Below are 22,565 nucleotides of genomic sequence, written 5' to 3'. Positions count from 1 at the left end.
CCAGCCGGCCAATGCCAACCGTTATCTTGTCAACAGGGCTGGCGTAAGGTTCCGGAAATACGACCTGGTGGTCTACCGCAGCAAAACCGGCAGGGTGGTCAAAGGGTATATCAACACCCTGTTCAGCCGCGGCACGGTGCGTATAACCGACTACAGCGGCAAGGAACTGTATGCCGGGGCGAGTATCAATAAACTGAAGAAACTTCAAAACACGGATACTTTGATATGGGAGGTGGCCTGATGGCGCTCCTCCCACGGTACGAGACCGTGGGTTCCCGCGCCGTCGGTTTTTTTAGGGAGGGTTATTGACCCTCCTTCTTTTTTTTTGTGAAGGAAAACTCACGGAAAGGGGTAGATCAGTTTGCTGAGAAAGAGTTTCAGGGGAAAGAACTGGGAGAATATAACCCCGGCAACGGAAGAAACAAAACCGGCAGGCATTGACCTGGATCGCGCAATCGAAATATTCAGCGGTGAGTATGCCGAACAGGGTTGGGCCGAACGGTCCCTGAAATATCACCAGGAAAACCTGAGCGTTCTGAAAAAGTACCTGGTTTATGTCCGGGGTATAGAGGACATAGGTCTGGTTACGCATCAGGTTTTAAAAGATTTTAAAGGCTACCTGGTTAACCGCGGCTTAAAGAAAAACACTGTCAACGGCAGGATAAGGACCCTGCGGGTATTTTTTGGAAAGCTGGCTGATTTGGGGTACATTCCAACCAACCCGGCTGCCGGTCTGGAAGAAATAAAGAAACGGGAAACACCGGTAATTGTGCCGTTTACCGACGAACAGGTCAGGCAGCTTCTTGCTCAGCCTGACCAAAGCACTTTTGTAGGGCTGCGGGACTGGGTAATAATGCAGGTACTGCTTGATACCGGAGTGCGGGTTGACGAACTGTGCAGCCTGCGCCTGGGCGACATTGATTTCAGGCACAACACAATCACGGTGGTCCGGGGCAAAGGCAGTAAGACGCGAAACGTCCTGTTCGGCAGCGCAACACGGAAAGCCCTGCTGAAATATATCAGCAGAACAGGGTTAAATGATCCCGAAGGATACCTGTTTTTAAACCAGGACGGGGGCCAGTTGAAGAAAAGAACCGTTCAGGACAATATCAGCAACTATGCCCAAAAAGCAGGGATAAAAGGGGTAAGATGTTCACCGCATACCTTCCGGCACACCTTTGCCAAGATGTTTTTGATGAATGGCGGAGATCCCTATGTACTGAGGGACTTAATGGGCCATTCCACCATGAACACGGTTATAATATACCTCCGCCTGTTCCGGCCAGATCTGGAACAAAAATACCGGGGAAAATCCCCGGTGGACAACCTGTTCAAACGTTAGACGGATGGCAGCCGTAAATTTTGGACGGGGCTGAACTGCTGGTGTTTTTTAAACACGTCGGAGCTGAACAGGTTGACGTAATGGTGAACCATCTGCCAACCGCTGTGGCCAAGGATTTGCTTCAGCGAAAAAACATCCCCGCCGTTAACGATGTACTTCCTGGCAAACGTATGCCGCCAGATATGGGGGGAAGTCCTGATCTCCGTAATACCTGCTTTTTCAGCAATAATTTCAATGCGTTCCTGGATTGACCGGACCTTGAGCGGCGTGTTGTCAACAGTGACAAACAGCGCATCAGTGTCCAGGTCACCCCGGTGCAAAAGGTATTCTGAGAGGACTTTTTTGAACTTGCTTTGTATCGGCACATTTCGCTCCTTGGCACCTTTGCCGAATATTTTTATATAACCGTCCTTCAGGTTAATATCCTTCAGTTTGATGTTTGCCAGTTCCGAAACCCTGATACCCGTTTCGAGCAGCAAAAGCATAATGGTAAAATCCCGCAGGCCGGTGAAGGTTTTGCGGTCAGGAACCCTGAGCAGGCGTTCGATTTGTTCGTCGGTTAAAGAGACAGGAATGTTTTTGGGCAGTTTGAGGGAATCAATGTCAGCCAGGGGGTTAACGTCCAGGTAGCCTTCTTTGACAAGGTATGAGTGCAGCATTTTAAGGCTTCCCAGCCTCATATTAATTGTCCTTGGCTGTTGATTTAACTGTTCTTTACAGTACAGGACCAGGTGCTTTTTGACAGTGCTGGTGGCCAGAGGGATGGAAAGCTGAACCTTTTGCTCCCTGAAAACCTTCCTGACCGCATGAAAATTTTCCCTGTGCCATTCGATAGTGCGTTTGGACCGGTTCCTGATTTTAAGTTCGTCCAGAAACATGTGCACCGCTTCGTCAAATGAGAGGTTAGCCGCCGGAACATCTTTGGTTTGAAGAAACCTCTTTCTTCTTTTTGCCATGTTTGAAACCTCCTTTAAAAATAAAAACGTATGCGGTTGCACAAGTTTTCTGCGCTGGTAAACTTAAAAATTTTTATGGATTTTATGCAGACGTGCGCGAAGTCAAAAAATGTTGCGCGGTACCGGACTGCGAAAAAGCCTTGATATGTCTGGTGTCAGGCAGTTGAGCACTTGTCAAATTTTACTGCGTATAATTGAGGGGCGTGTGGGCAACCGTATGGGTTCAAGTCCCATCATCCGCACCATAATGAAAAATCAAACCTTTACGAATGAAATTTGTTCGTAAAGGTTTTTTGTTGCAGAATACCCATTCTTTACCGTTTCTAAATTTAAACAAAGCATACATAATTTTTTGTTGTTTATGTGCTTTAGTTAATCTAGCTAGTGATCCACTGATTTCATACCTGGGTGTTCCTCAATGTTGTGCAGTCTCGGTCTAGGATTTATTTGCAGAGTGTTTTTCTTATTGGAAAAAGAGGAAATATTTTCATATATATCGAATATTGATAGAACTAAGGGAAAACATGAGGGGGGGTCATATATGTCCCAAATAACAGGGGAAAAAGTTCAGCTCAAGAAACTATTTGGCGATGAATTCTTCTTTAGCGTACCAGATTACCAACGCCCTTATTGTTGGGAGATAGAACATTGCGAGCAATTATTTGACGATATTTTTGAGTCCGACAGGCAAAATGAGTACTTCCTTGGCACAGTAATACTTCAAGAAGTCGAGCAAGTAGGAACTGGTAAAAAATACGATGTTATCGATGGTCAACAACGCCTAACTACTTTACAATTGTTACTAGCCTGTCTTAGAGATGATGTAGAAAAAGAAGAATTCAAAAGGTCTACTCAGGAGAAGATTTATCAAAAGTACAACCCTGCAGATGGAATTCCGGAAAAAGTTAAGTTGGAAACAAGAGAACCAGAGTTCTTTAGGGAATATGTTCAAACGGAAGGTGGAACAGAACACGTTGACAAGTTTTTACCTAGTAATGATGCTCAGCAAAAATTGGTTGAGGCAGTCATGTTATTTAAAGAAAAATTATATAAACTTAGCCAAACTGACATAGAATCACTAATTCAACATCTTTCGCAAAGATGTGTTATGATATATGTTTCTACCAAGGATTTTGAAGATGCTTATAGATTATTTACAATAATTAACGATAGAGGCTTACAATTAAGAAGGATAGATATTTTAAAAGCAAACAATCTTGCTGAAATAAATGACTCTACCGTAAGAAAAGAGTACGCCAAGATTTGGGAAGACATGGAAGATGACTTAGGGTCCGAAGAATTTGAGAATTTAATATCATTCATTAGAAGTATTGAAGTAAAAGAGAAAGCTAAAGAGGATGTCTTGAAAGAATTCAATAAATTGATTTTTGGTAAAGACAAGATTGCCAGAGGTCAGGAATTTATTCAATACTTAAAAGAATACAAAGAAATTTATCAGAGGCTAGTTGTTGACAGAGACGTTTTCGAGAAGGATGCCCAGCATAAAAAAATATGTATTCAATACAAGAATTTAATTTATATAATGAAAAATTTCCTGCCATCTAATGAGTGGATACCTCCTTTGTTATATTACTATCAAAAATTTGATAAAGAGAAGCTACTGGATTTTATTATTAAATTGGAACAAAAGTTCATAGCAGATTGGGTTATAGGATTAACTTTAACAAAAAGAATAGTAAACATGAATGCAGTCTTAAAAGAAATAGAACTGGCAACAGAACCAAGTGAAATTATTAATAATGTTGTTTTAGAATTTGACCATAACAGATTTAAAAACGAAATAGGTCAAGATGTTTATGGTAAATCCTATGTTAAGTATATTTTATTAAAATTGGAATACTTAGAATCAGAACATAATGTCGAAAGGAAATATGGAACTTTAAGTGTAGAACACGTTTTACCGCAAAATCCTAAAGGAAAATGGACAGATATATTTGATTTAGACGAGAGAACTTACTGGACAAATAAATTAGCTAACCTGGTGCTTTTAAGTAAAAGAAAAAATTCTTCAGCTAGTAATTTGGATTTTGAGGACAAAAAAGATAAGTACTTCAAGGGAAGAATTAGTGACTTAGCAAGAAGTCAAAAAATTCTAAGTTATACTGAGTGGACACCTGCAGTATTGGCGAAGAGACAAAATGATATACTTAGTTTGCTAACTAATTAAGGCAAGACTTATGACGCTGAGGAGAGTTTAAAATATTTGGGTCTGTCAAGAATTTTGTATCATTGTACTAACTCCACCTTGAGAAAATTATATTATGTTTAGGGGGTTTATACAAAATATTTTACACTCTCTCCGGCGTTGACATATCTTTCATTAAATTCATCACTCATATACAGACAAGGTTGATGCTAACTACTTAATCAATCAAATTTCTCACTCCTCATTAAATTTGGTCAATCCATGATTTAAACTTGTCTTTAGGAACTGCTAATAAATATTTGTGTGAATTGTGTTCATCAATTTTGAATTTTTGTTCCTTAACAAGAACTTTAAAAGTGGCATAAACAGGAATACGGGGGGTCTTTTTGTAATCACTAGTAGCAATGATTTTATTTTCTAAGACGTTTACTACATCGGTTGTTTTAACTGAACCGTTTCTCTCAATGAAGTCGAGACCCATTAAAGCGATTTCTTTAAAAAGCAAAATAGGAAATACATTTGAATACGGAGGAGCGTCTTGTCTTTTGGTTTCAATTTTTATTGAATCTCCAGCAACTCTCCAAGATGTTCGAGCAGAAACATCTTTGTTACCTTCATATTCGTCTTTACCATCGTAATTATCCATAGATGTATTGAAGTTACCACCGCCTTGTATTGCACTATCCCATGAAAATTTTAATTCTTCTACCTGTGACAAAAATGTCTTTATTCTATCCTCTTGGTCAAGTAATTTTCTAATCTCATCGGTGTCAATTTCTTTTTTCATAGCGCATTCTGCAATTGATTTTCTTAATGAAAGTTTATACTCTAATACTGAATTAGCTAGTAATTCTATTGAACTAACAACATTGTCATAATAAGAATCAAGAACTGCAGAACTTATCATAAAACCACTCCTTCAAAAAAATAATTTACATAATTATAATATTATTAAGAACAAAATAAGTCAATATTTTATTTCCATTTTTCATTCATAATTCGTTATTTTTTGTTATACAATTTTGTAACATAGGGACACTGTGTTCATAAGTTCAAAGAAGTTACCATGAACTGTCGTCTCCTTTGTATTTTAGCTCATGGTAAGTAGGTTACACTGAGTTAACATAGCTGGAAAAAACCTTGCCACTATTGCGCTGGTGAGGGGCGTGTGGGCAACCGTATGGGTTCAAGTCCCATCATCCGCACCATAATGAAAGTTAAAACCCTGCTGATAAAAATCAGCAGGGTTTTTGTCTTGTGTGAAACATGTGCGGTTGCTGAAAAGTGTGTTGTTTCCGTCGATCCGACAGGGATTATCACATCGACCGGTGCAACAAGGAGCATCCGAACGTGTTTCCAGCGGAGTTTCCGGCTCTATTCTAATGTACCTTTCAGTAGATGCGGATAGTTTCTTGCACCATGTAAAATGCGGTACACAACAACTTTGTTGTTTATTAAACGGTAGAAGGCGATATAGGGTTCAATGATAATCATCCGAAAATCGAACTTTTTCAGAGAACTATTGAGCAGTGGCGTTCCGGAATGCGGAAAATTCTCAAGGCGGCGCAGGGCTTGCATGATATTGTCAAGCATGCCGGCTGCCGCCTGTGTGTTGTCTACCATGATGTAATCGAATATTTCGTCCAGGTCTGTATATGCGGCAGGAAGCAGTTCTACCTCATACTTTTCCATTGATTTTCTCCCTGAGCCGTTTATGGGCTTCATTCAGCGAGATGGCCGGCTCGCCGGCAAGGCGCTGTTGCTCGGCAAACAGAAGCTTTTCTTTAAGATCAAGCATAGCTTCCCGGCGTTCAAAAGCCTCAATACTCATAACCACAAGATCCCCTTCACCGTTTCTGGTGATGTATATAGGTTCAGCCTTTTCATGGGCAAGTTTGGCGATAGCGTTGTAATCATTACGAAGCGTTGTCGACGATTTTATAATCATTTCGGTCTCCTCCGGTCAAATTATTCTACAATTATTATATGATAATTCTAATAGAATATAAATATATATTTTTTTTATATTTAGGAAATTATGCTTTGAGGTAAAATTGTGGATAACCTCAAAGCATGATTTCCGGATATCAACAAAAGTTTCCTTGAAGTTTCAATAGAAACTTTTGTTCTTTTTTGTGAATAAAAGGTGAAAATTTAGACGGTTTAAATATTTAAAGTTTTTCCTGAATGTTTGCTTTGCGAAAAACAGAAGGGAAAAAACGAAATTCGCCGAACGAATAATTTGGATCTGGATTGTTACCTGTTCAAGGCCTATGGGAGGGAAAGCGAGATGAGAAAATGGATTATATCAGTAATAATTTTTCTGGTATTAACCATTGCAGTCAGTCAGGCTTTTTATAATGTGCCTCGGGCGGATGCAACCGCGAATGTCTGGAGTAGTTCGCAGACAGTTACAATAGGCAAAAAGAATTTTTCAGTTAAGGCTGTGTACATAAACCTCAAAAGTCCCTGGATCAGAGTAAAGCCGGCTCTCGGCGGAGGCTATGTCGGCGGAACCGAGGAACTGTCAGCACTGGCCAGACGCCATGGTGCGTTGGCGGCGATTAACGGAACATTTTTTAACGCATATTCTGATATGCAGCCGCAAGGTAACATTCAGATTGACGGCAGCTTTCTTCACCTTTCAAATGTTGGTTCCACTGTTGGGTTCGGAGAAAATAACGAAGTGCGGTTTGCGCCGCTCAGAACTTATATTACAGGCACTACGGACAATAACGATGACTTTCTGCATAACTGGTATGCCTGGGGTATAAATCACGTATTGACAGATCCTTCCGCCATTGAGATTTTTACTCCCCGAAAAGGAAAAACGACCGGGATGAAAACCGGTACGTCGGTGGTGGTGAAAAACGGGGTTGTCGATTCCGTTGTCACCGGCGAGGCGTCAATCCCTTCTAACGGCTACGTCATAAACTTTGGTTCAGACCCGAATGTCAGCAGGTATGTGGAGCGATTTACACCGGGAACCCCGGTTAATTACAGTCTTTCCTTCAGGGACCTGGCAGGGAATGCCGTTGACTGGAGCCGGATAAAACATTCAGTGGGCGCCGGTCCCATCCTTTTGTCTGCTGGCAGGGTTGTGGTCAACCCCAGAGCAGAGGGTTTTACGGATCCCAAAATCCTCACCGACAGCGGGGCACGGAGTGCGATCGGAAAGACTGCCGGCAATGTTCTTATGCTTGTTACCGTAAATCGGGCGACGGTCGGGGAACTGGCCCAGGTTATGCAGAAACTCGGTGCGGTGGAGGCTATGAATCTGGACGGCGGGGCATCGAGTGGGCTTTATTTTAAGGGATCGTATCTGACCAAACCGGGCAGAAAAATAAGTAACGCGATACTGATTTTTGAGCAGCAGCCGGAAATAAAAGTCATTATAAGTGGACAAACAAGGTCATTCCCTGTTAAACCTTACATAGCAGGCGGAAGGACACTCGTTCCGCTACGGGGTGTTTTTGAATCCCTTGGCGCCAGCGTGGAATGGGATGCCGGAACAAGGACTGTAACAGCGAGAAAAGGCGATATAACTGTAAAGTTAAAGATAGGGAATAAAGCCGCTGCTATTAATGAGAAAACGGTGACCATCGACCAGGCACCGGTCATTAAAAATGGATACACTTTTGTACCTTTGAGGTTTGTGTCCGAAGCACTGGGAGCCACCGTTAACTGGGACCCGGTGGGGTACAAAGTAATAATTACCCAGTAAAGTTTTGAAATACTCGTCGGGCTTCCTGGGTAACGGAGGATATTCTCCTTAGATTTTGGGTTGGCGTGCGCGAACTTTTACGTTTGACCATTCTGACCCCGTCTGTTGAGGCTATGCGGGTATTACCGGACCCGGATAAAAAATTCGGTACTTACTTTTTTTTTACGATTTCGACACGGAAGGCCTGATATAATTAAATAACCAATTGTGGAAAAGCTTTTGAAGTTGAGACACTTGGTGCGTGATAGTCGAGAATCACCTAGTTATTTTAGGTTTAGCATTGTTTGGGCCATTCAAGAAAGGTAGGAGAATAATGGAGTGTATCGAGATCAATTTGGCGGATTGCCAAAATAGATTCACCTGTAGCGCTGCCATTGCAAAGGCTGAAAAAATATTTGGAAATAAGTTGAAAAGCGGTCGGACCGTTTATTGTGCCATCTGCGATAGGCTGATTAGAAAAGAATTTCGTTCGGCTGTGCGAAGTTTTTATCACTCAAAAACATTACTGGTTCATCCGGTTCATATGGACTGTGTGCAAGACCACACTCCTATCGATGATTTATTAAAGAATCCGCAGTTTATTGATATGTCGGCCCTTGATTTTCTTGATTTGGTTGGACTGGTTGATGCTGTGCACCAGTGGAAGAAAAAGTTAAATGATAACTGGCATTAAAATAACGGTAATTTTACCGTTTTTTTTTTGTCTTTTTATGTTTGAGTATGGTAATAATAGGAACAAAAGTAACTAAGACATAATTTCCCAAAGATTAATAAAAGCCGGGAGGTGATATGGTGAATTTGGCGACGGGAGAAAAAGTTGTCGAAGTTATAATTGCCAGTAAAGCTTTTGGCGAAATTAATCCAGGTCCCTTGGGGTTGGAACAGTTAGAACTGGCTGTCAAGAAAACCCGCCAGGGCAGAATGGAAGCCGAGATGAAGGTGGCCTACAATAATGGGGTATCAATTTACCACTTTCCGGACTTAAATGAAGATTCCTTGCGGCGGGCCAGGTTAGCTTTTTTAACCTTTGCCCGGGCGACTAACCAGCCCGGGGTATTTCGGGAATATAACTTCAGAGACTGCCGGGATGAAGAGGAAATGAGGTATAGGCTGTTGCTTATTCCTGAGTATAGAGCTGTTTCATCTGTACCGGGCAGTAAAGTAATATCTTTTCAGGAAATAAAAAAAATATTGCAATGCCCAGTGTGCAAGGGGGAAATTCACGCTGAGAAATGTGCGGAATGCGGAACTGAACTCTATAGGGAGAAAGGCCTGAGGTACTACAAAAGTGAAAGAGCCGCATACTATCCGATCGGAAAAGACGGACGGCCGGATACTGAAATTTTTCTTTGTAAGGTGGATTATATAAATACGGTGAGCGGTTACCTGTACACTCATTTTACTTACATCCGGGAATTGCCTATTTACCTCGGCGCCGTATATATTTTAACTCCCCCCGTAAAACCGGTAGAGTGCAACGTTGTACTGAACAAACCATGGCAGGTCAAGGTGAGGGAGGACATTTTTACAACCCGTTATAAATGCCGACCGTTCAGTTTCAACGACCTCGAGATACTACATGACAATGGCGCACAACTATTCCAGGGTACAGGAACTGAACCCTATTTTGTTATCTCGTTCAGAGCTAAGGATTATACCTGTCTCGAGGAAATCGGTTCGCACGTGAACAACTTGTTAAGTATTTATAACAGCTACATTGATCAATACCCTACAACAGTTTAAAAACCCGTCAATAAATAAGGCGGGGTTTTTCTTTCTAAACGAAAAATGAGTTGAACACAGTGATTATTGTGTCAAATTGTATTTCATTGGAACACAGTTCCATAACGGAACATCTACATTAGGTTGTTTCAGTGTACTGCAATAACACACCTAATTTATTTGCTAGGGAAATTTTTGAAAAAATATGTTGCTGAAATGTTCCGCGGTGGAACAGTCTAAAGCCCTGTTTTACCCGCAGCCGATAAATTGTCCTTAAAAGAAGTATCTCCCAATCGTTCTACAGCCCCAAACTTAGCGGGGTTTTTTATGAAAAAGCAAATTTCTGGCACGGTAATTGCAAGATATAAAGAACAGAGAGGAGAGGGAATCATGAATACAGTCAACGGCCTGGACCGTGATAATTTGAACTTTAACTTAGGAGGACTGCACCAAAAAATTCTTCAATGGGGGGCCAGCCTTGCAGGGTACGGGGACGTAAGGCCGGGTTTGGCCAAAGAATTCAAACATATTCCAACTGCCATTTCGTTAGCGATTAGACATCCGCCGGCTGAAAGCAGCATTATCAGACAAAACGGAGTAACAGCATACACCAACCAGTTTCCCGAAGTGGACAATAAATTGATAGTCATTCAGAAGAAGATTGTAACTTATTTGCGTATGCAAGGGTGGCGTGCTCTTGCCATTCCGCCGGACACTGCTCAGGAAGATCTACGTTTCATTGCCAGGTTATTTCCCCTGTTCCAACATAAAACAGCTGCCACCTGTGCCGGACTTGGCTGGATTGGAAAAAGCGGTCTCCTGATAAACAGTCGTTACGGCCCCAGGCTAAGCTGGGCGACAGTTTTAACAGATGCTCTATTACCGGTATCTGAACAACCTTATTTAAAAGGTAATTGTGGTTCATGCCGTAAGTGCGTGGATATTTGTCCCAGTGGAGCGATCAAAGATGAAGAATGGACCCGGCAGTCAACAACGCAGGTAAAAATTGATGTATCACGGTGTGCCCGGCAATTGGAAAAAAACTATCAAGCTTTGGGCCGGTATATTTGCGGTCTTTGTATTCTGGCCTGTCCTCTCGGTAAAAGGGTGACTGAAGAATCGTCAGTCCCCAAAACAAAGGAGGGATAAATTTATGGAAATGACGAGCCGTGAAAGATTCATGGCAGCCCTGAACGGTCAGCCTGCAGACAGGCTTCCGGTAATCAGTGTCTGTCAGCATGCTACTTATGACCAGATGGAACAGTTGAACAGCTACTGGCCTGATGCCATGTACAATGCAGAACTGATGGCCAGATTGGCCGGCGGCGCCTACAACATTCTGGGGTTCGATGCTGTTCGGGTTCCCTTCTGCCAGACGCACGAGGCGGAGGCACTGGGAGCAGTTCTGAAGGAGGGTGGGAGAGAGGGATTGCCGAGTGTCAAAACACATCCTTACAACATAGGTGATCCCGTAGATTTCCCGGAAGATTTCCTGAGCAGGGGCAGGATCCCTCACCTTCTGGAGGCGATCAGGCTGCTGAAAAGCCAGTTAGGCGACAAAGTGATAGTGATGGGGGGGATCATCGGGCCATTCAGTATTGCCGGACAAATTCTTGATATTACCCAGATGCTGAAAATAGCTTACAGAAAACCTCAGGAACTTGTTTCTTACATTGAGATCGGTGAAAAGGCTGGTACCATGCTGGCACAGGCAATGATAGACGCTGGAGCCGATGTCATTGCCATCGAGGATATGATGTGTTCACTGGATATGATTACCCCCAAGATCTACAGGGAACTGGCAGCCCCCTACCAGAAAAAACAGATAGAAGCACTTAGGGTGCCTACAATTCTTCACATCTGCGGTAAACTGGACAACATTATAATAGATATTGCCAGAACCGGTTGCTCGGCCATAAGCGTGGAACCGGTTGTGGATGTACCTGCTGCACTGGCAAAATTCCGAGCAGAAGGTATAACCACTCCGTTAATAGGAGCAATTGACCCTGTAAATACGCTGTACCATGGCAATGTGGAAAAGTGCAGAGAAGAAACCAGGGCCTGTATGGCCAAGGGATTTTCCATGATCTCACCTGGGTGTGCGGTACCGCCGGCTACCAGAATCGAAGTGTTAAAGGCAATTGTGGAAACGGTTCAGGAAGCAAAAAATTAGAAAACTAACGGAGGGATTCAAATGGAGTGCAATGTAATTTTTCAACCTTCCGGTCGCCGGGGTAAGATTGCGGAAGGGAAAACTCTGCTGCAAGCTTCCCATGAACTTGGCGTAGATATTGAAGCTCCCTGTGGCGCGCACAAAGTCTGTGGTAAATGCAAAGTGAAAATTGAAACGGGCTTTTTTGAGAAGTTCGGCATTGATTCCCAGATGAGCCACCTTTCACCGGTGACGGAAGAAGAAAAGAAGCTTTTGCAGGAGAAGGAAATAGCCGAAAACTACCGTTTAGCCTGCGCAGCGGAAATCCATGGAGATGTCCTGGTTTTCGTGCCCGAGGAGAGCCGCAAGGCTGACCAGGTGGTTCTGGAAACCGGAAAAGACCGCAGTTTTAAGTTGGACCCAGCAGTAAAGACCTATTATGTTGAAATGCCTGCCGCCACATTGGAAGACCATCGTGATGACCTGAGGAGACTGCAGGATGCTTTGCGGGATCAGTTCGGGCTTGATAACCTTTCCATTGATTACTTTGTTTTGAAAGAGCTACCCAACATAATCCGTGAAGGTGACTGGAAGGTATCGGCATCAGTGCTCTATGACCGGGAAATTATTGATGTCAGGCCGGGTTTTGTTCGGCAGTGGTACGGTATAGGCATCGATGTCGGCACCACCACGGTAGCAGCTTATCTGTGTGACCTGGGCAGCGGGAAAATGCTGGCCAAGGATGGGATGATGAATCCGCAGGTTCGTTACGGTGAGGATGTTCTGTCGCGTATCACTTACGCCATGATGAATGAAGACGGGCGCCGGAAACTGCACGATGCCATAATTGAGGGCATTAACACCCTGGTTGAGCGCATGACGGAAAAGGCGGGCATTAAACCGACAGATGTGCTGGAGATAGTCCTGGTATTCAATACAGCAATGCACCATTGCTTGCTTGAACTGGAACCCAAGTACATGGGGAGGGCTCCCTTTGCCCCGGCCATATCGGCCCCCTTTGACGTAAAAGCCAGGGACCTGGGTATTCACATCAGCAGAGCCGCTAATATTCATATACTACCCATAGAGGCCGGATTTGTGGGACCAGACAATGTATCTGTTCTTATCGCTGAGGAACCTTACAAACAGGATGAAGAAGTTCGCCTGATAATTGACATCGGTACCAACGGGGAAATAGACCTGGGCAACAAAAACAAGCTTCTCTCTACTTCCTGTGCTACCGGTCCTGCCCTGGAAGGAGCGCAGATCAAGTTCGGTATGCGGGCGGCACCGGGAGCAATTGAGGGCATCAAAATAGACCCTGAGACTCTGGAATGCACTTACAAGGTAATCGGCGATGAAAAATGGCACGGCCGGGGAAGCAAGGGTGGAGCAAAAGGTATCTGCGGCTCAGGTATCATCGATATGGTTGCGGAAGTATTTAAGGCCGGAATTATCGATAAGACGGGCCGGATCAACAAGAAATTGGAAACTGACCGGCTGCGGTTTGATGAAAACGGTAAGCCGGAATATATCCTGGTATTTGCTGAAGACAGCGCCATTGGCAAGGATATTACGGTAACCCAGGGTGACATCAGAGCAGTACAACTGGCCAAGGCTGCTCTTTATGTAGGCGCCAAGATGCTTATGCGGCATCTGGGTGTGAATAAGGTAGACAGGGTAACCCTTGCCGGAGCCTTTGGAAGCTATATTAATAAGGAATCGGCCATGGTAATCGGGATGTTCCCTGATTGCGACCTGGAAAAGGTGCAGGCTGTGGGAAATGCTGCCGGTGACGGAGCACAGGCTGCTCTGCTGGATAAAGGCAAGCGTATTGAGGCCCGTGACGTTGCTGCCAGTGTTGAGTTTATTGAAACGGCCGTAGAACCTGACTTCCAGCAAAGATTTGCCGAGGCTATGGCATTCCCGCACAGTGTCGACAAATTCCCCAGTATTCAACATATACTGGACAAAATACCCGACAGAAAGAAAAAGGCTGTTTAACATTTTCATGAAAGAAGGTGGAACAGATGTATTCCTTCAGCAAACCTCAAAAGGTCTGCAAAATCGGTGATATTCTGGTAGGGGGTCAGCCCGGGGATAATCCGCCTCTCCTTATCTCTTCCATGTTCCATAACGGGGACAGGATTCTGGAAAGTCGGAAAGAACGTAAGTTTGACAGGGCCAAGGCCACGGAGTATGTAAAAAGACAGGAAGAATTGTCAGAACAGACCGGGATTCCGGTTCTGGTAGCCATGGTGGCGACCTCAGTGGATGAGATGAAAACCTACATAGATTTTTTTACTTCTATCAGTGATAAGCCTTTTGGTATAGACATGTGGGTGCAGGAACCAAGGCTTCAGGCCATGCAGTATGTAACTGAACAAGGACTGGCAGACCGGGTTTTGTATAACAGCATCACTCCCTGGGACAAGGACATCCCCGGCCAGGTACAGCGGCTTAAGGAAATGGGCTGCAAGCACATAGTGGTGCAGGTTTTTGACCAGGAAGACCAGACACCCAGGGGCAGACTGGCGTCCTTCAACAAAATGATGGATGTTATCGGCCAGGATACCTTTGAATCGGTACTTGTGGACACATCCGTTATGAATTTACCGGCCATGTCCTTTTCCGGAATAGCCTGCAGGCTGATCAAGGAAGACTCCGGCTGGCCCGCCGGGGTTGCTGCATCCAACGGCACATATATGTGGAAAGAGGCGCGGGAGATGTGGGGCCCAGAAGGGTTTGCCGCAATGAACACTGCCGGACAGGCAGCATCGGTGCTGCTGTGGAGTGATTTCTTTTTCTCCGGGCCTATAGTGAATATTCCTAAACTCATACCTGCTACCGTTTCCACAACTTTGCTGCTGTCCACGCTGGTTTATGAAAATACGGGCAAACTGCCGAGTAACCCGAATCATCCCCTGTACAAGTTCTTTAATGATTTTGCCCAGAAACTAAATCAGCAATAAGATGGCCCGGTCAAAATAACTGCAAATTGAAAAACAAATATTTCAAAGGAGGATGTAAAATGAGTGGTTTAACTCCCCGGGAACGGGTGTTGCGCCTTTTCGAAGGTAAGGAAGTTGACCGTCCGGCCTGTTACAGCGGCATGGGCAATGTAACTACGGCAGGCCTGGAACAGTTCGGCTACAAACTTGCTGAAACCCACGGAGATGCCGGGAAAATGGCTAATGCCGCTGCCAGTTCGTATAAACTGTTTGGATATGAATGTGCGGTTGTTCCCTTTGACCTGTGCGTTGAGGCTGAAGCCCTGGGTTGTGTGATGAATCCCTATGAAGAAGTGGATATGCTCCTTTACCCGACCATAAAGGAAAAAATTATCCACGAGGAAGCCGACATGACTACTTTCGAAATTCCAGACAACCTGACTGAGCGTGGTCGAATTCCCGTGGTGGCGGAAGCAATCAAAATGTTGAAGACCGATATTGGTAAAGAAGTGCCTATCGGTACTTACCTGTTAGGGCCCTTTACTTTGGCCGGACAACTGATGGATTTAAATGAACTCTTCAAACTGTCATTCAAAAAACAGAAGCTGGTTGCCGAGATGCTGGACCGGCTGGCAGATGTCATAATAAAAATTATTCCTTACTACGAAGCTGCCGGCGCTGATTACATCTGTATCCGTGAAATGGGCGCCACCACAGACATTTTAAGTCCCAGGGTCTTCAAGAGCCTGATCCAGCCGCCGTTAATCAAGATTGCTCAGAACATCAATGTACCCAAGATACTTCATATCTGTGGAAGTACGAATTCGGTTATCACAGTAATGCAGGAGAGCGGATATGATGCGCTCAGCATTGAGCAGAAAAACGACATGGTCAAAACCAGGGCTGATATAGGAAAAGAGCCGCTGGTCTTCGGTGCGCTGGATGCATACAACGTTCTGGTCAACGGTACGCCCGAAGATGTGCGCAATGCTACTGTGAAATGCCTGGAGGACGGCGTGGACGCTGTCTGGCCGGGATGTGATATCTGGCCTACGGCTCCGGTACAGAACCTCAAAACCATGGTGGATACGGTGAAGGAACTGGGGGCCAAAAAATGGCAGAGAAAAGCTGTCGGCTGAAAGTTTACTGAAACTCCACCTAATTCGAGAACTCTGTTGATAAAGGAGGTATCTCTGTTTGGCCAAATTATAACCAGGATTGAGGAGATATTTCCCGCTCCTGCAGCAAAGTAAAATGGATAGATTTGTTAGAAAGAAACCACTTGAGAAGTTAAAGGGAAAGGGAGGAAAGAGTTATGAGTAAAGAACAGGAGATTCTGGAACGTCTGAAAAAAGGTGTGGTGGAATATGATGAGGAGGCCGTGATTGAGGCTGCCAACGAAGCCCTGGCCATCGGTATGGACGCTGAAAAAGCAATTTTTGACGGCCTGGTCTGTGGGATAGAGGAAGTCGGACGCCTGTATGAACTGGAGGAAATATTCGTTCCGGAAATGTTGCTGGCCGCTGATGCCATGTATGCAGGGTTAAACATATTAAAGCCCCACATGAAAAAAAGGGACGCGGGGATCAAGGGGCAGGTTGTCATGGGTGTAGTTCAGGGCGATGTGCATGACATCGGTAAGAACATTGTCAAAATGATGTTTGATGTTGCCGGATTTGAAGTACATGACCTGGGCAGGGACGTTCCGCTTGAAAAATTTGTGGAGGAGCAATTGAAGACAGATTCTGACCTGGTTTGCCTGTCAGCCATGATGACCACTACTATGGTGGGGATGAAGGATATCATTGCCAAGATCAAGGAGAAAAACCCAAAAGTTAAAATTATGATCGGCGGTGCGCCCGTAAACGAAGAACTGGCGGAAAAATGGGGCGCAGACGGTTATGCCAAGGATGCCAACAATGCATTGAAGGATGCAATAAACATGGTAAGTTCTTTGCGCGAACTGCAAAAAGGCTGATGATTTTGGAATTCTGTGGCCCCGGGAAATTATCAAACATCCCGGGGTTTTCTGCAACATAACCCTTTTTAACTCTGAAAAATTCCTCTATGCATTTAAAATAATTCAACTTGGGAAGGAGATTAGTCAAAATGGGAACCGTAACCCCACAGGAAGTCTGGGACCGCCTGAAAAACGGGGTCATAAATTTCGATGAGGAAATGGTTGTGGAAGCGGCCAAAGATGTAATTTTGTACCGGATGGATGTTTATGACGCGATTATGAATGGATTGGTATGCGGAATAGAGGAAGTAGGTGAGCTTTATGAACGGGGTGAATATTTTGTTCCCGAAATGATGATGTGCACCGATGCCCTGTATTCAGGTCTCAATATTTTAAGACCCCACCTGAAAAGAGAACAAACCGGGATAAGGGGCCAGATTATTATCGGGGTGGTGCAGGGTGATATTCATGACATCGGAAAAAATATTATAAAAATGATGTTTGATGCTGTTGGTTTTGAGGTGCATGACCTGGGACGGGACGTTCCGCTGGAACGGTTTATTAACGAGCAACTGCGGACCGATGCGGAGATAGTATGTCTTTCTGCTATGATGACCAATGTGATGCCATGTATGAATGAAATCATAAAGAAAATTAAAGAAAAAAATCCTTCGGTAAAAATAATGGTTGGCGGTGCTCCGCTAAATGAACATATAGCCCGCCGGTGGGGGGCCGACGGCTTTGCCAGGGAGGCTAACGATGCTATCAAATGTGCCATCAGAATGGTTTCGACTTTGAGGAAACTGGGACTTGGCCCGGGCGGTGGAGAACCAGAAGAAATAAAATATCGAAAAATAGCGCAAAAATTCGAATAATTATATACAAAATGAAAAGGTTATTCAGCCTTATTATAGAATAGAAATTAATACTACCCTTGCAAAGAGGTGGGAGCATTGTGGACCGTAAATCGCAAACTCACCAGGGTTTATCGGTCCTGGGAAAAGTTTATTTCCAATTATGAAATAGAACCTTATGTTATCAGACCGCTGATAGCAAATTCCTGGCATCGCTGCCTCAGGATGAAGGTAGATCCAATGTCTCCCCTGGACCACATTAATCTTTTGAGTCCGTCTCAGATAAACAAACACATTGAACGGCGAAAAACACTGATTGGTGCAGCCATGCCCTTTATGAGCCACCTGTATAATTTTGTCAAAGGTTCCGAAACTCTGGTCTGCCTTGCGGACGACAACGGCATCATTCTGGATGTACTGCGTGATCCGGTAATTCACTACCAGACAAAACACATTTGCACCGAGGTAGGTTCTGACTGGAGTGAGTCCATCTGCGGGACCAACAGTATCGGCACTTGCCTTTTTGAAAAAAAACCGGTCCAGATAACGGCCACTGAACATTATTGTAAAGTATTACACGGGCTGACCGGTTCTGCGGCTCCGATTTTCAGTCCCGAGGGTGAGCTTTTGGGAGTGCTTTCCATTATAGGGCTTTGTAATAATGTCCATGCTCACACTCTGGGGATGGTGGTAGCAGCCGTCAAGGCCATAGAAAACCAACTGGTCAGTCAGAAAAAATCCTATGAGCTCTTGCTGGCCTACAAAAAGGTAACTGCAGTTATTGAAACAATGGATGAGGGACTGATTGCCATTGAGGCCAACCGGAAAATAACCCAGTTGAATTCAGAAGGTGCCAAGATATTGCAGGTAAACCGGGAAGATTGCATCGGCAGGTCTGCTCTTGATGTCTTCGGTCAGAGTTTTCCACTACTGGAAGCTCTGCAAAATGAAGTGGAGTTTACAGATAAGGAGTTTTATATCGAAACACCGGCCGGTGGTACGCGATTTACGTCAACTGTGAAGATGATTCGTGATGAAACAGGCCAGGTAACAGGGATGATGGCCACTTTACGGGAGATGCAAAGCGTACACAAGCTTGTTAACAAAATGGTAGGGGCTCAGGCCACCTTTACTTTTGACGATATTATTGGCAATGACCCTCAATTGCATACTCTTATACAGCGAGCGAAAAGAGTCGCCCGGAGCAGTTCAACTATTCTGTTACAGGGAGCCAGCGGTACAGGCAAGGAAATGTTTGCCCAGGCAATACATAATGCCAGCGGGCGCCGTGGAGGTCCTTTCATCGTAATTAACTGCGGTGCCATTCCCAGGGAGCTGGTGGAGAGTGAATTATTCGGGTATGAAGAAGGAGCATTCACAGGTGCCAAGAAAGGAGGCCGGCCCGGTAAATTTGAACTGGCCTCCGGAGGTACTATTTTCCTGGATGAAATAGGAGATATGCCCCTGGATATCCAGGCCAGTCTGCTGCGAGTTTTGCAGGAACGGCAGGTTACCCGGATCGGCGGGCAGAAATCCATTCCAGTAAACACCCGTGTTATCGCCGCTACCAACAAAAACCTGGCCGAAGAAGTGGAAAAAGGTAATTTCAGGCTTGACCTGTATTACAGATTAAACGTAATTAACCTCGTTATTCCCAGTTTGCGGGACCGCCCCAGAGACATTCCCTATCTGGCTCAGTATTTCGTCAATAAAATCAGCCGCCGACTGGGCATAACTCCCCCTATTATCGCCCCTGATTTCTATGAGTGCCTTTCCAGGTACGACTGGCCCGGCAATGTGCGGGAACTGGAAAACGTTATCGAACAGGCGCTTAACATTGTAGAAACCGATATCCTTATACCTGAACATCTTCCTGCCAGAATATATTCCCCTCAAAACAACCGACAGATAAACCCCGAACAAAAAATAAATCTGAAAAGCGCTGAGGCCGAAATAATCAGAGATGCCCTTGATAAGTGCCGGTGGAACATTTCCAGGGCGGCATCAACCCTGGGGATTGGAAGAAACACACTCTACAGGAAAATTAAACGATATAATTTATGTGCAGCAAAAGGCAAAAGGGGTGATCAAGGAGGTATGTAACCGTGGACATCAAAGACTACTCAAATATTTTTACCCGTTATGACCTGGTGACGGAAAGTCCATATTATTCCATCAGGAAAGCAGCCAATGAGAACAGGCTGATTCATAAGGTTGTAGAAGCCGTTATTCTGGGTGAAACTGATAGGGTGCCGCATGCCGTAAAAGCGGCCCTGGCTGAGCATGATCCGGTTGACATCATCTATAACGGGCTTGTTGCCGCTATGCGAGAGGTGAGTTTGTTGTGGGATGAAGGCATTTATTATCTTCCCCAGACTTTATTGGCGTCTGATGCCATGCTGCTGGGACTGAAAATGTGTGAAAATGAGCTGGGTCATCCTGTTCGAAAAAGAGGTTTGGCGGTTACCCACACTGCTGAGGGAGATATTCACGACTTGGGGCAGAAGATTGTTAATACTCTGTTAAGGGCCAGCGGTTTTGAAGTGGTCGACCTGGGTAAGGATGTACCTGTTGAAGAAGTTATCAAGGCCGTAAGGAAATACAGACCCGATATTTTGTGCGGAACGGCCCATTTGAGCACTACTATGAGCGCCTTTGAAAGAATATCGGCCCGTATGCAGGAAGAGCGGTTAGTGGTTCCTTTTGTCTGCGGTGGGGGAGGCGGGGTTACTTTATCTTTTATTACCGGTTTTTTGTTTGGGATTTACGGCAAAGACGCGTCTCTGGCGCCCAAAATAGCTGAAGATGCCTGCCGGGGTATGGGCTGGGAGGCAATCAGGCGTAAATACAACGGGTGATGCGGATTACTGCCGTATCATCTTTTTTTATTAGATAACCGAAAGTGGTACACTGTACCAAACCGGAACAGAACAGAAAAACAGGCCATGACTTGTACGAGCAAACAGCCTGGTTCAGATTTTACCCGGAGAGTTTAAAAAAGCGTTCAGAATTGGAACACTTCAACCCGTTACTCCGATCGGGTAACTGCCTTCGGCGGAAAACGAACTGGTGTTTAAGCCGCACTGTCGTCTGAATCTTCGCGTTTTTCTAGAGGAACAGGTCTCTGTAAGAAAAAAACAACCTTTTACTCCCTCGCTCCTGTTTCTGGCATGATTATTGCTACTAAAATTGAGGCAAATACCGGTGTTTGGAGAAGTCGGCTACCGGTTTGTTCTGCCAGGGGGAGGGGGGATGTAAACTCATTTTGCCTGTACAAACCTGCTTTTCAACCGGAATTATTTTAAGAAAAGAAGGAGGTCAGACTAATGCCGAAATTCGACAAAATGGCTTATGCAAGCGCGGATGAAATGATTTTCGGAACAGCCAAAAACCCTGTTAAGTATGGACGTGATTTTACAGTGGGTGGGGGTTATGTTTTTCCTGAGCTGGTGCCTCATCCAAGACCGGGGACTGAAACCACAAAGAAAACTCTGGTTAAAGAATATGAAAAAATGGTAACAGATGTACTGGGTCGTTGTGTTGCTATCGGTATTCCCGGAATTCAGATTGAGCTGGAACACGTTTATCAGATGACCAAAAACCCGGACTGGGGCGGTGAAATTGCTGCCGCTACCAAGCATCTACAGGAGGAATATCATCGCAAATATGGCCTGAAAAGCGCCATCAGGGCAACTATTGCAGATTACCGCAAGCCTGATGAAGAGGATATCAGAAACTGCGTTGCTCTGGAAAACCAGTTAAAAACCTTCGAAACAAGTGCTGCCGGAGGAGCAGACAATCTGTCCATTGAGTCTGTCGGTGGCAAGGAGATTTCTGACTATACCATTGTCAGGCAGGATATTCGCGGTACATTGTTCGGTATAGGAGTTCTGGGCAGCCGTGACATGGAATTTATGTGGAAAAAAATAGTGGAGATCGCTGATAAATACGGTGTTACACCTGGCGGTGACACGGACTGTGCACAGGCAAACGTAGCCATGTTTATGGCCGGCGGATATCAGGACCGGTCTGTACCGCATACTTTTGCTGCTCTTACCAGGGCTATTTCCGCTGCCCGCAGTCTTGTTGCCTATGAGCAGGGTGCAAAGGGCCCTTCCAAGGACTGCGGTTATGAAGATGTGATTATCAAGGCTATTACCGGTGTGCCGATTGCCATGGAAGGAAAAGCCAGTGCCTGTGCGCACAGTGACCTGGTCGGAAACCTGATTGCTGCCTGCTGTGACCTGTGGAGTAATGAAGCTGTTGAATATCATGATATGTTCGGTGGAACAACTGTTGCCGTATTTACCGAAATACTCGGATATGATGTGGCGCTGATGAATACGGCCATTGAGATGGGGCAGGCCAAAATCCTGAGGGATATGATGGTTGAATCGGATAAATACCGTGATACCCACGGATTCATTCTGTGTCCGCAGAATGCTTATGAAATCGGCAAGGCCATTGTGGAAAACAACACGTCATATTATGCCAGGGCACGCGCGGCGGCAATTAAGGCCGGTGAACTGATGCTGAAGGACAGCAAACTGCAGATGTCAGCCTTTGAGAAAGAGTCGCTTGAATCCGCTATGCGTACACTGGAAAGTCTGCCTGAGAAAGAAGAAGACTTCATCAGTGAATGTGCTGATATCTACAAGAAACTGATTCCCGGCTTTTCACTGGCAAACTATGGATTGTAAAAACAATTTGTCGCTATAATTTGATGAGCATGTGAGA

General features: G+C 44.8%; 20 protein-coding genes. 16 read left to right on the top strand and 4 right to left on the bottom strand.

Features of this window, described 5'->3' with window-relative positions; genetic code table 11:
* Positions 1 to 241, top strand: a 241-nt coding sequence (locus tag Tfer_RS16565; RefSeq protein ID WP_160315553.1) for a hypothetical protein, incomplete at its 5' end; no start/stop codon positions are given.
* Between the two features lie 120 nt (positions 242 to 361).
* Entirely contained in the window at positions 362 to 1,342 is a 981-nt protein-coding gene (locus tag Tfer_RS10055) for a tyrosine-type recombinase/integrase (RefSeq protein WP_052218293.1), read from the top strand.
* Here Tfer_RS10055 and Tfer_RS10050 read toward each other — a convergent pair.
* The gene (locus tag Tfer_RS10050) at positions 1,339 to 2,298 is read right to left on the bottom strand and encodes a tyrosine-type recombinase/integrase (protein ID WP_052218292.1); all 960 of its coding nucleotides are present in this window, start codon (positions 2,296 to 2,298) and stop codon (positions 1,339 to 1,341) included. The two genes, Tfer_RS10055 and Tfer_RS10050, sit on opposite strands and share 4 nt — an antisense overlap.
* 541 nt (positions 2,299 to 2,839) lie before the next feature.
* Here Tfer_RS10050 and Tfer_RS10045 point away from each other — a divergent pair.
* Positions 2,840 to 4,486 carry a DUF262 domain-containing protein gene (locus tag Tfer_RS10045; protein ID WP_052218291.1) on the top strand — a complete coding sequence of 549 codons (1,647 nt, stop codon included), beginning with the start codon at positions 2,840 to 2,842 and terminating at the stop codon, positions 4,484 to 4,486.
* Between the two features lie 223 nt (positions 4,487 to 4,709).
* Here Tfer_RS10045 and Tfer_RS10040 read toward each other — a convergent pair whose 3' ends face one another.
* From Tfer_RS10040 to Tfer_RS10030, 3 genes are all read right to left on the bottom strand, one after another.
* Positions 4,710 to 5,372 (bottom strand): hypothetical protein, encoded by a 663-nt coding sequence (locus Tfer_RS10040; protein ID WP_052218290.1) that lies wholly within the window; start codon positions 5,370 to 5,372, stop codon positions 4,710 to 4,712.
* Between the two features lie 467 nt (positions 5,373 to 5,839).
* Complete coding sequence (locus tag Tfer_RS10035; RefSeq protein ID WP_013119858.1) at positions 5,840 to 6,157, bottom strand: type II toxin-antitoxin system RelE/ParE family toxin; 318 nt, start codon at positions 6,155 to 6,157, stop codon at positions 5,840 to 5,842.
* Entirely contained in the window at positions 6,144 to 6,413 is a 270-nt protein-coding gene (locus Tfer_RS10030; RefSeq protein WP_052218289.1) for a type II toxin-antitoxin system Phd/YefM family antitoxin, read from the bottom strand. Before Tfer_RS10030 ends, Tfer_RS10035 begins: the two co-directional genes overlap by 14 nt.
* A 342-nt stretch (positions 6,414 to 6,755) precedes the next feature.
* Between Tfer_RS10030 and Tfer_RS16935 the strand changes: the two genes are divergently transcribed.
* From Tfer_RS16935 to mtaB, 13 genes are all read left to right on the top strand, one after another.
* On the top strand, positions 6,756 to 8,189 hold the full coding sequence (locus Tfer_RS16935) for a stalk domain-containing protein (RefSeq protein WP_052218288.1): 1,434 nt from the start codon (positions 6,756 to 6,758) through the stop codon (positions 8,187 to 8,189).
* 313 nt (positions 8,190 to 8,502) lie between these two features.
* Positions 8,503 to 8,862, top strand: coding sequence for a hypothetical protein (locus Tfer_RS10020; RefSeq protein ID WP_052218287.1), 360 nt, complete (start codon positions 8,503 to 8,505; stop codon positions 8,860 to 8,862).
* Positions 8,863 to 8,978: 116 nt separating this feature from the next.
* Positions 8,979 to 9,932 carry a hypothetical protein gene (locus tag Tfer_RS10015; RefSeq protein ID WP_152909030.1) on the top strand — a complete coding sequence of 318 codons (954 nt, stop codon included), beginning with the start codon at positions 8,979 to 8,981 and terminating at the stop codon, positions 9,930 to 9,932.
* A 306-nt stretch (positions 9,933 to 10,238) separates the two neighbouring features.
* Positions 10,239 to 11,060, top strand: a complete 822-nt coding sequence (locus Tfer_RS10010) for a 4Fe-4S double cluster binding domain-containing protein (RefSeq protein ID WP_242843580.1) — start codon at positions 10,239 to 10,241, stop codon at positions 11,058 to 11,060.
* Between the two features lie 4 nt (positions 11,061 to 11,064).
* Entirely contained in the window at positions 11,065 to 12,084 is a 1,020-nt protein-coding gene (locus tag Tfer_RS10005) for an MtaA/CmuA family methyltransferase (protein WP_052218284.1), read from the top strand.
* Positions 12,085 to 12,105: 21 nt separating this feature from the next.
* Positions 12,106 to 14,067, top strand: a complete 1,962-nt coding sequence (locus Tfer_RS10000; protein ID WP_052218283.1) for an ASKHA domain-containing protein — start codon at positions 12,106 to 12,108, stop codon at positions 14,065 to 14,067.
* Between the two features lie 26 nt (positions 14,068 to 14,093).
* Positions 14,094 to 15,035, top strand: coding sequence for a tetrahydromethanopterin S-methyltransferase subunit H family protein (locus Tfer_RS09995; protein WP_052218282.1), 942 nt, complete (start codon positions 14,094 to 14,096; stop codon positions 15,033 to 15,035).
* A gap of 59 nt (positions 15,036 to 15,094) precedes the next feature.
* Complete coding sequence (locus Tfer_RS09990; RefSeq protein ID WP_052218281.1) at positions 15,095 to 16,153, top strand: MtaA/CmuA family methyltransferase; 1,059 nt, start codon at positions 15,095 to 15,097, stop codon at positions 16,151 to 16,153.
* A gap of 176 nt (positions 16,154 to 16,329) precedes the next feature.
* Positions 16,330 to 16,992 carry a cobalamin B12-binding domain-containing protein gene (locus tag Tfer_RS09985; protein WP_013119868.1) on the top strand — a complete coding sequence of 221 codons (663 nt, stop codon included), beginning with the start codon at positions 16,330 to 16,332 and terminating at the stop codon, positions 16,990 to 16,992.
* Positions 16,993 to 17,123: 131 nt separating this feature from the next.
* Complete coding sequence (locus tag Tfer_RS09980) at positions 17,124 to 17,849, top strand: cobalamin B12-binding domain-containing protein (protein ID WP_052218280.1); 726 nt, start codon at positions 17,124 to 17,126, stop codon at positions 17,847 to 17,849.
* A gap of 78 nt (positions 17,850 to 17,927) precedes the next feature.
* The gene (locus Tfer_RS09975; protein WP_052218279.1) at positions 17,928 to 19,931 is read left to right on the top strand and encodes a sigma-54-dependent Fis family transcriptional regulator; all 2,004 of its coding nucleotides are present in this window, start codon (positions 17,928 to 17,930) and stop codon (positions 19,929 to 19,931) included.
* A 2-nt stretch (positions 19,932 to 19,933) separates the two neighbouring features.
* Positions 19,934 to 20,686, top strand: a complete 753-nt coding sequence (locus Tfer_RS09970) for a cobalamin B12-binding domain-containing protein (RefSeq protein WP_052218278.1) — start codon at positions 19,934 to 19,936, stop codon at positions 20,684 to 20,686.
* A 468-nt stretch (positions 20,687 to 21,154) separates the two neighbouring features.
* Positions 21,155 to 22,528: a methanol--corrinoid protein co-methyltransferase MtaB gene (gene mtaB / locus Tfer_RS09965; RefSeq protein WP_013119872.1), complete on the top strand. Its 1,374-nt coding sequence runs from the start codon at positions 21,155 to 21,157 to the stop codon at positions 22,526 to 22,528.
* Positions 22,529 to 22,565 lie beyond the last annotated feature (37 nt).

It is taken from the genome of Thermincola ferriacetica, assembly GCF_001263415.1.
GTDB lineage: Bacteria > Bacillota > Thermincolia > Thermincolales > Thermincolaceae > Thermincola > Thermincola ferriacetica.
The sequence above is the reverse complement of the archived record's forward strand: the minus strand, read 5'-3'. Positions and strand labels throughout refer to the sequence as shown.

Excerpts from the sequence above, each read along its gene's own strand:
- Tfer_RS16935 (WP_052218288.1), top strand. The coding sequence starts at position 6,756 with ATGAGAAAATGGATTATATCAGTAATAATTTTTCTGGTATTAACCATT.
- Tfer_RS10020 (WP_052218287.1), top strand. The coding sequence starts at position 8,503 with ATGGAGTGTATCGAGATCAATTTGGCGGATTGCCAAAATAGATTCACC.
- Tfer_RS10035 (WP_013119858.1), bottom strand. The coding sequence starts at position 6,157 with ATGGAAAAGTATGAGGTAGAACTGCTTCCTGCCGCATATACAGACCTG.
- Tfer_RS10015 (WP_152909030.1), top strand. The coding sequence starts at position 8,979 with ATGGTGAATTTGGCGACGGGAGAAAAAGTTGTCGAAGTTATAATTGCC.
- Tfer_RS10005 (WP_052218284.1), top strand. The coding sequence starts at position 11,065 with ATGGAAATGACGAGCCGTGAAAGATTCATGGCAGCCCTGAACGGTCAG.
- Tfer_RS10050 (WP_052218292.1), bottom strand. The coding sequence starts at position 2,298 with ATGGCAAAAAGAAGAAAGAGGTTTCTTCAAACCAAAGATGTTCCGGCG.
- Tfer_RS10010 (WP_242843580.1), top strand. The coding sequence starts at position 10,239 with ATGAAAAAGCAAATTTCTGGCACGGTAATTGCAAGATATAAAGAACAG.
- Tfer_RS09995 (WP_052218282.1), top strand. The coding sequence starts at position 14,094 with ATGTATTCCTTCAGCAAACCTCAAAAGGTCTGCAAAATCGGTGATATT.
- Tfer_RS09990 (WP_052218281.1), top strand. The coding sequence starts at position 15,095 with ATGAGTGGTTTAACTCCCCGGGAACGGGTGTTGCGCCTTTTCGAAGGT.
- Tfer_RS10030 (WP_052218289.1), bottom strand. The coding sequence starts at position 6,413 with ATGATTATAAAATCGTCGACAACGCTTCGTAATGATTACAACGCTATC.
- Tfer_RS10040 (WP_052218290.1), bottom strand. The coding sequence starts at position 5,372 with ATGATAAGTTCTGCAGTTCTTGATTCTTATTATGACAATGTTGTTAGT.
- Tfer_RS09980 (WP_052218280.1), top strand. The coding sequence starts at position 17,124 with ATGGGAACCGTAACCCCACAGGAAGTCTGGGACCGCCTGAAAAACGGG.
- Tfer_RS09985 (WP_013119868.1), top strand. The coding sequence starts at position 16,330 with ATGAGTAAAGAACAGGAGATTCTGGAACGTCTGAAAAAAGGTGTGGTG.
- Tfer_RS10045 (WP_052218291.1), top strand. The coding sequence starts at position 2,840 with ATGTCCCAAATAACAGGGGAAAAAGTTCAGCTCAAGAAACTATTTGGC.
- Tfer_RS10000 (WP_052218283.1), top strand. The coding sequence starts at position 12,106 with ATGGAGTGCAATGTAATTTTTCAACCTTCCGGTCGCCGGGGTAAGATT.
- mtaB (WP_013119872.1), top strand. The coding sequence starts at position 21,155 with ATGCCGAAATTCGACAAAATGGCTTATGCAAGCGCGGATGAAATGATT.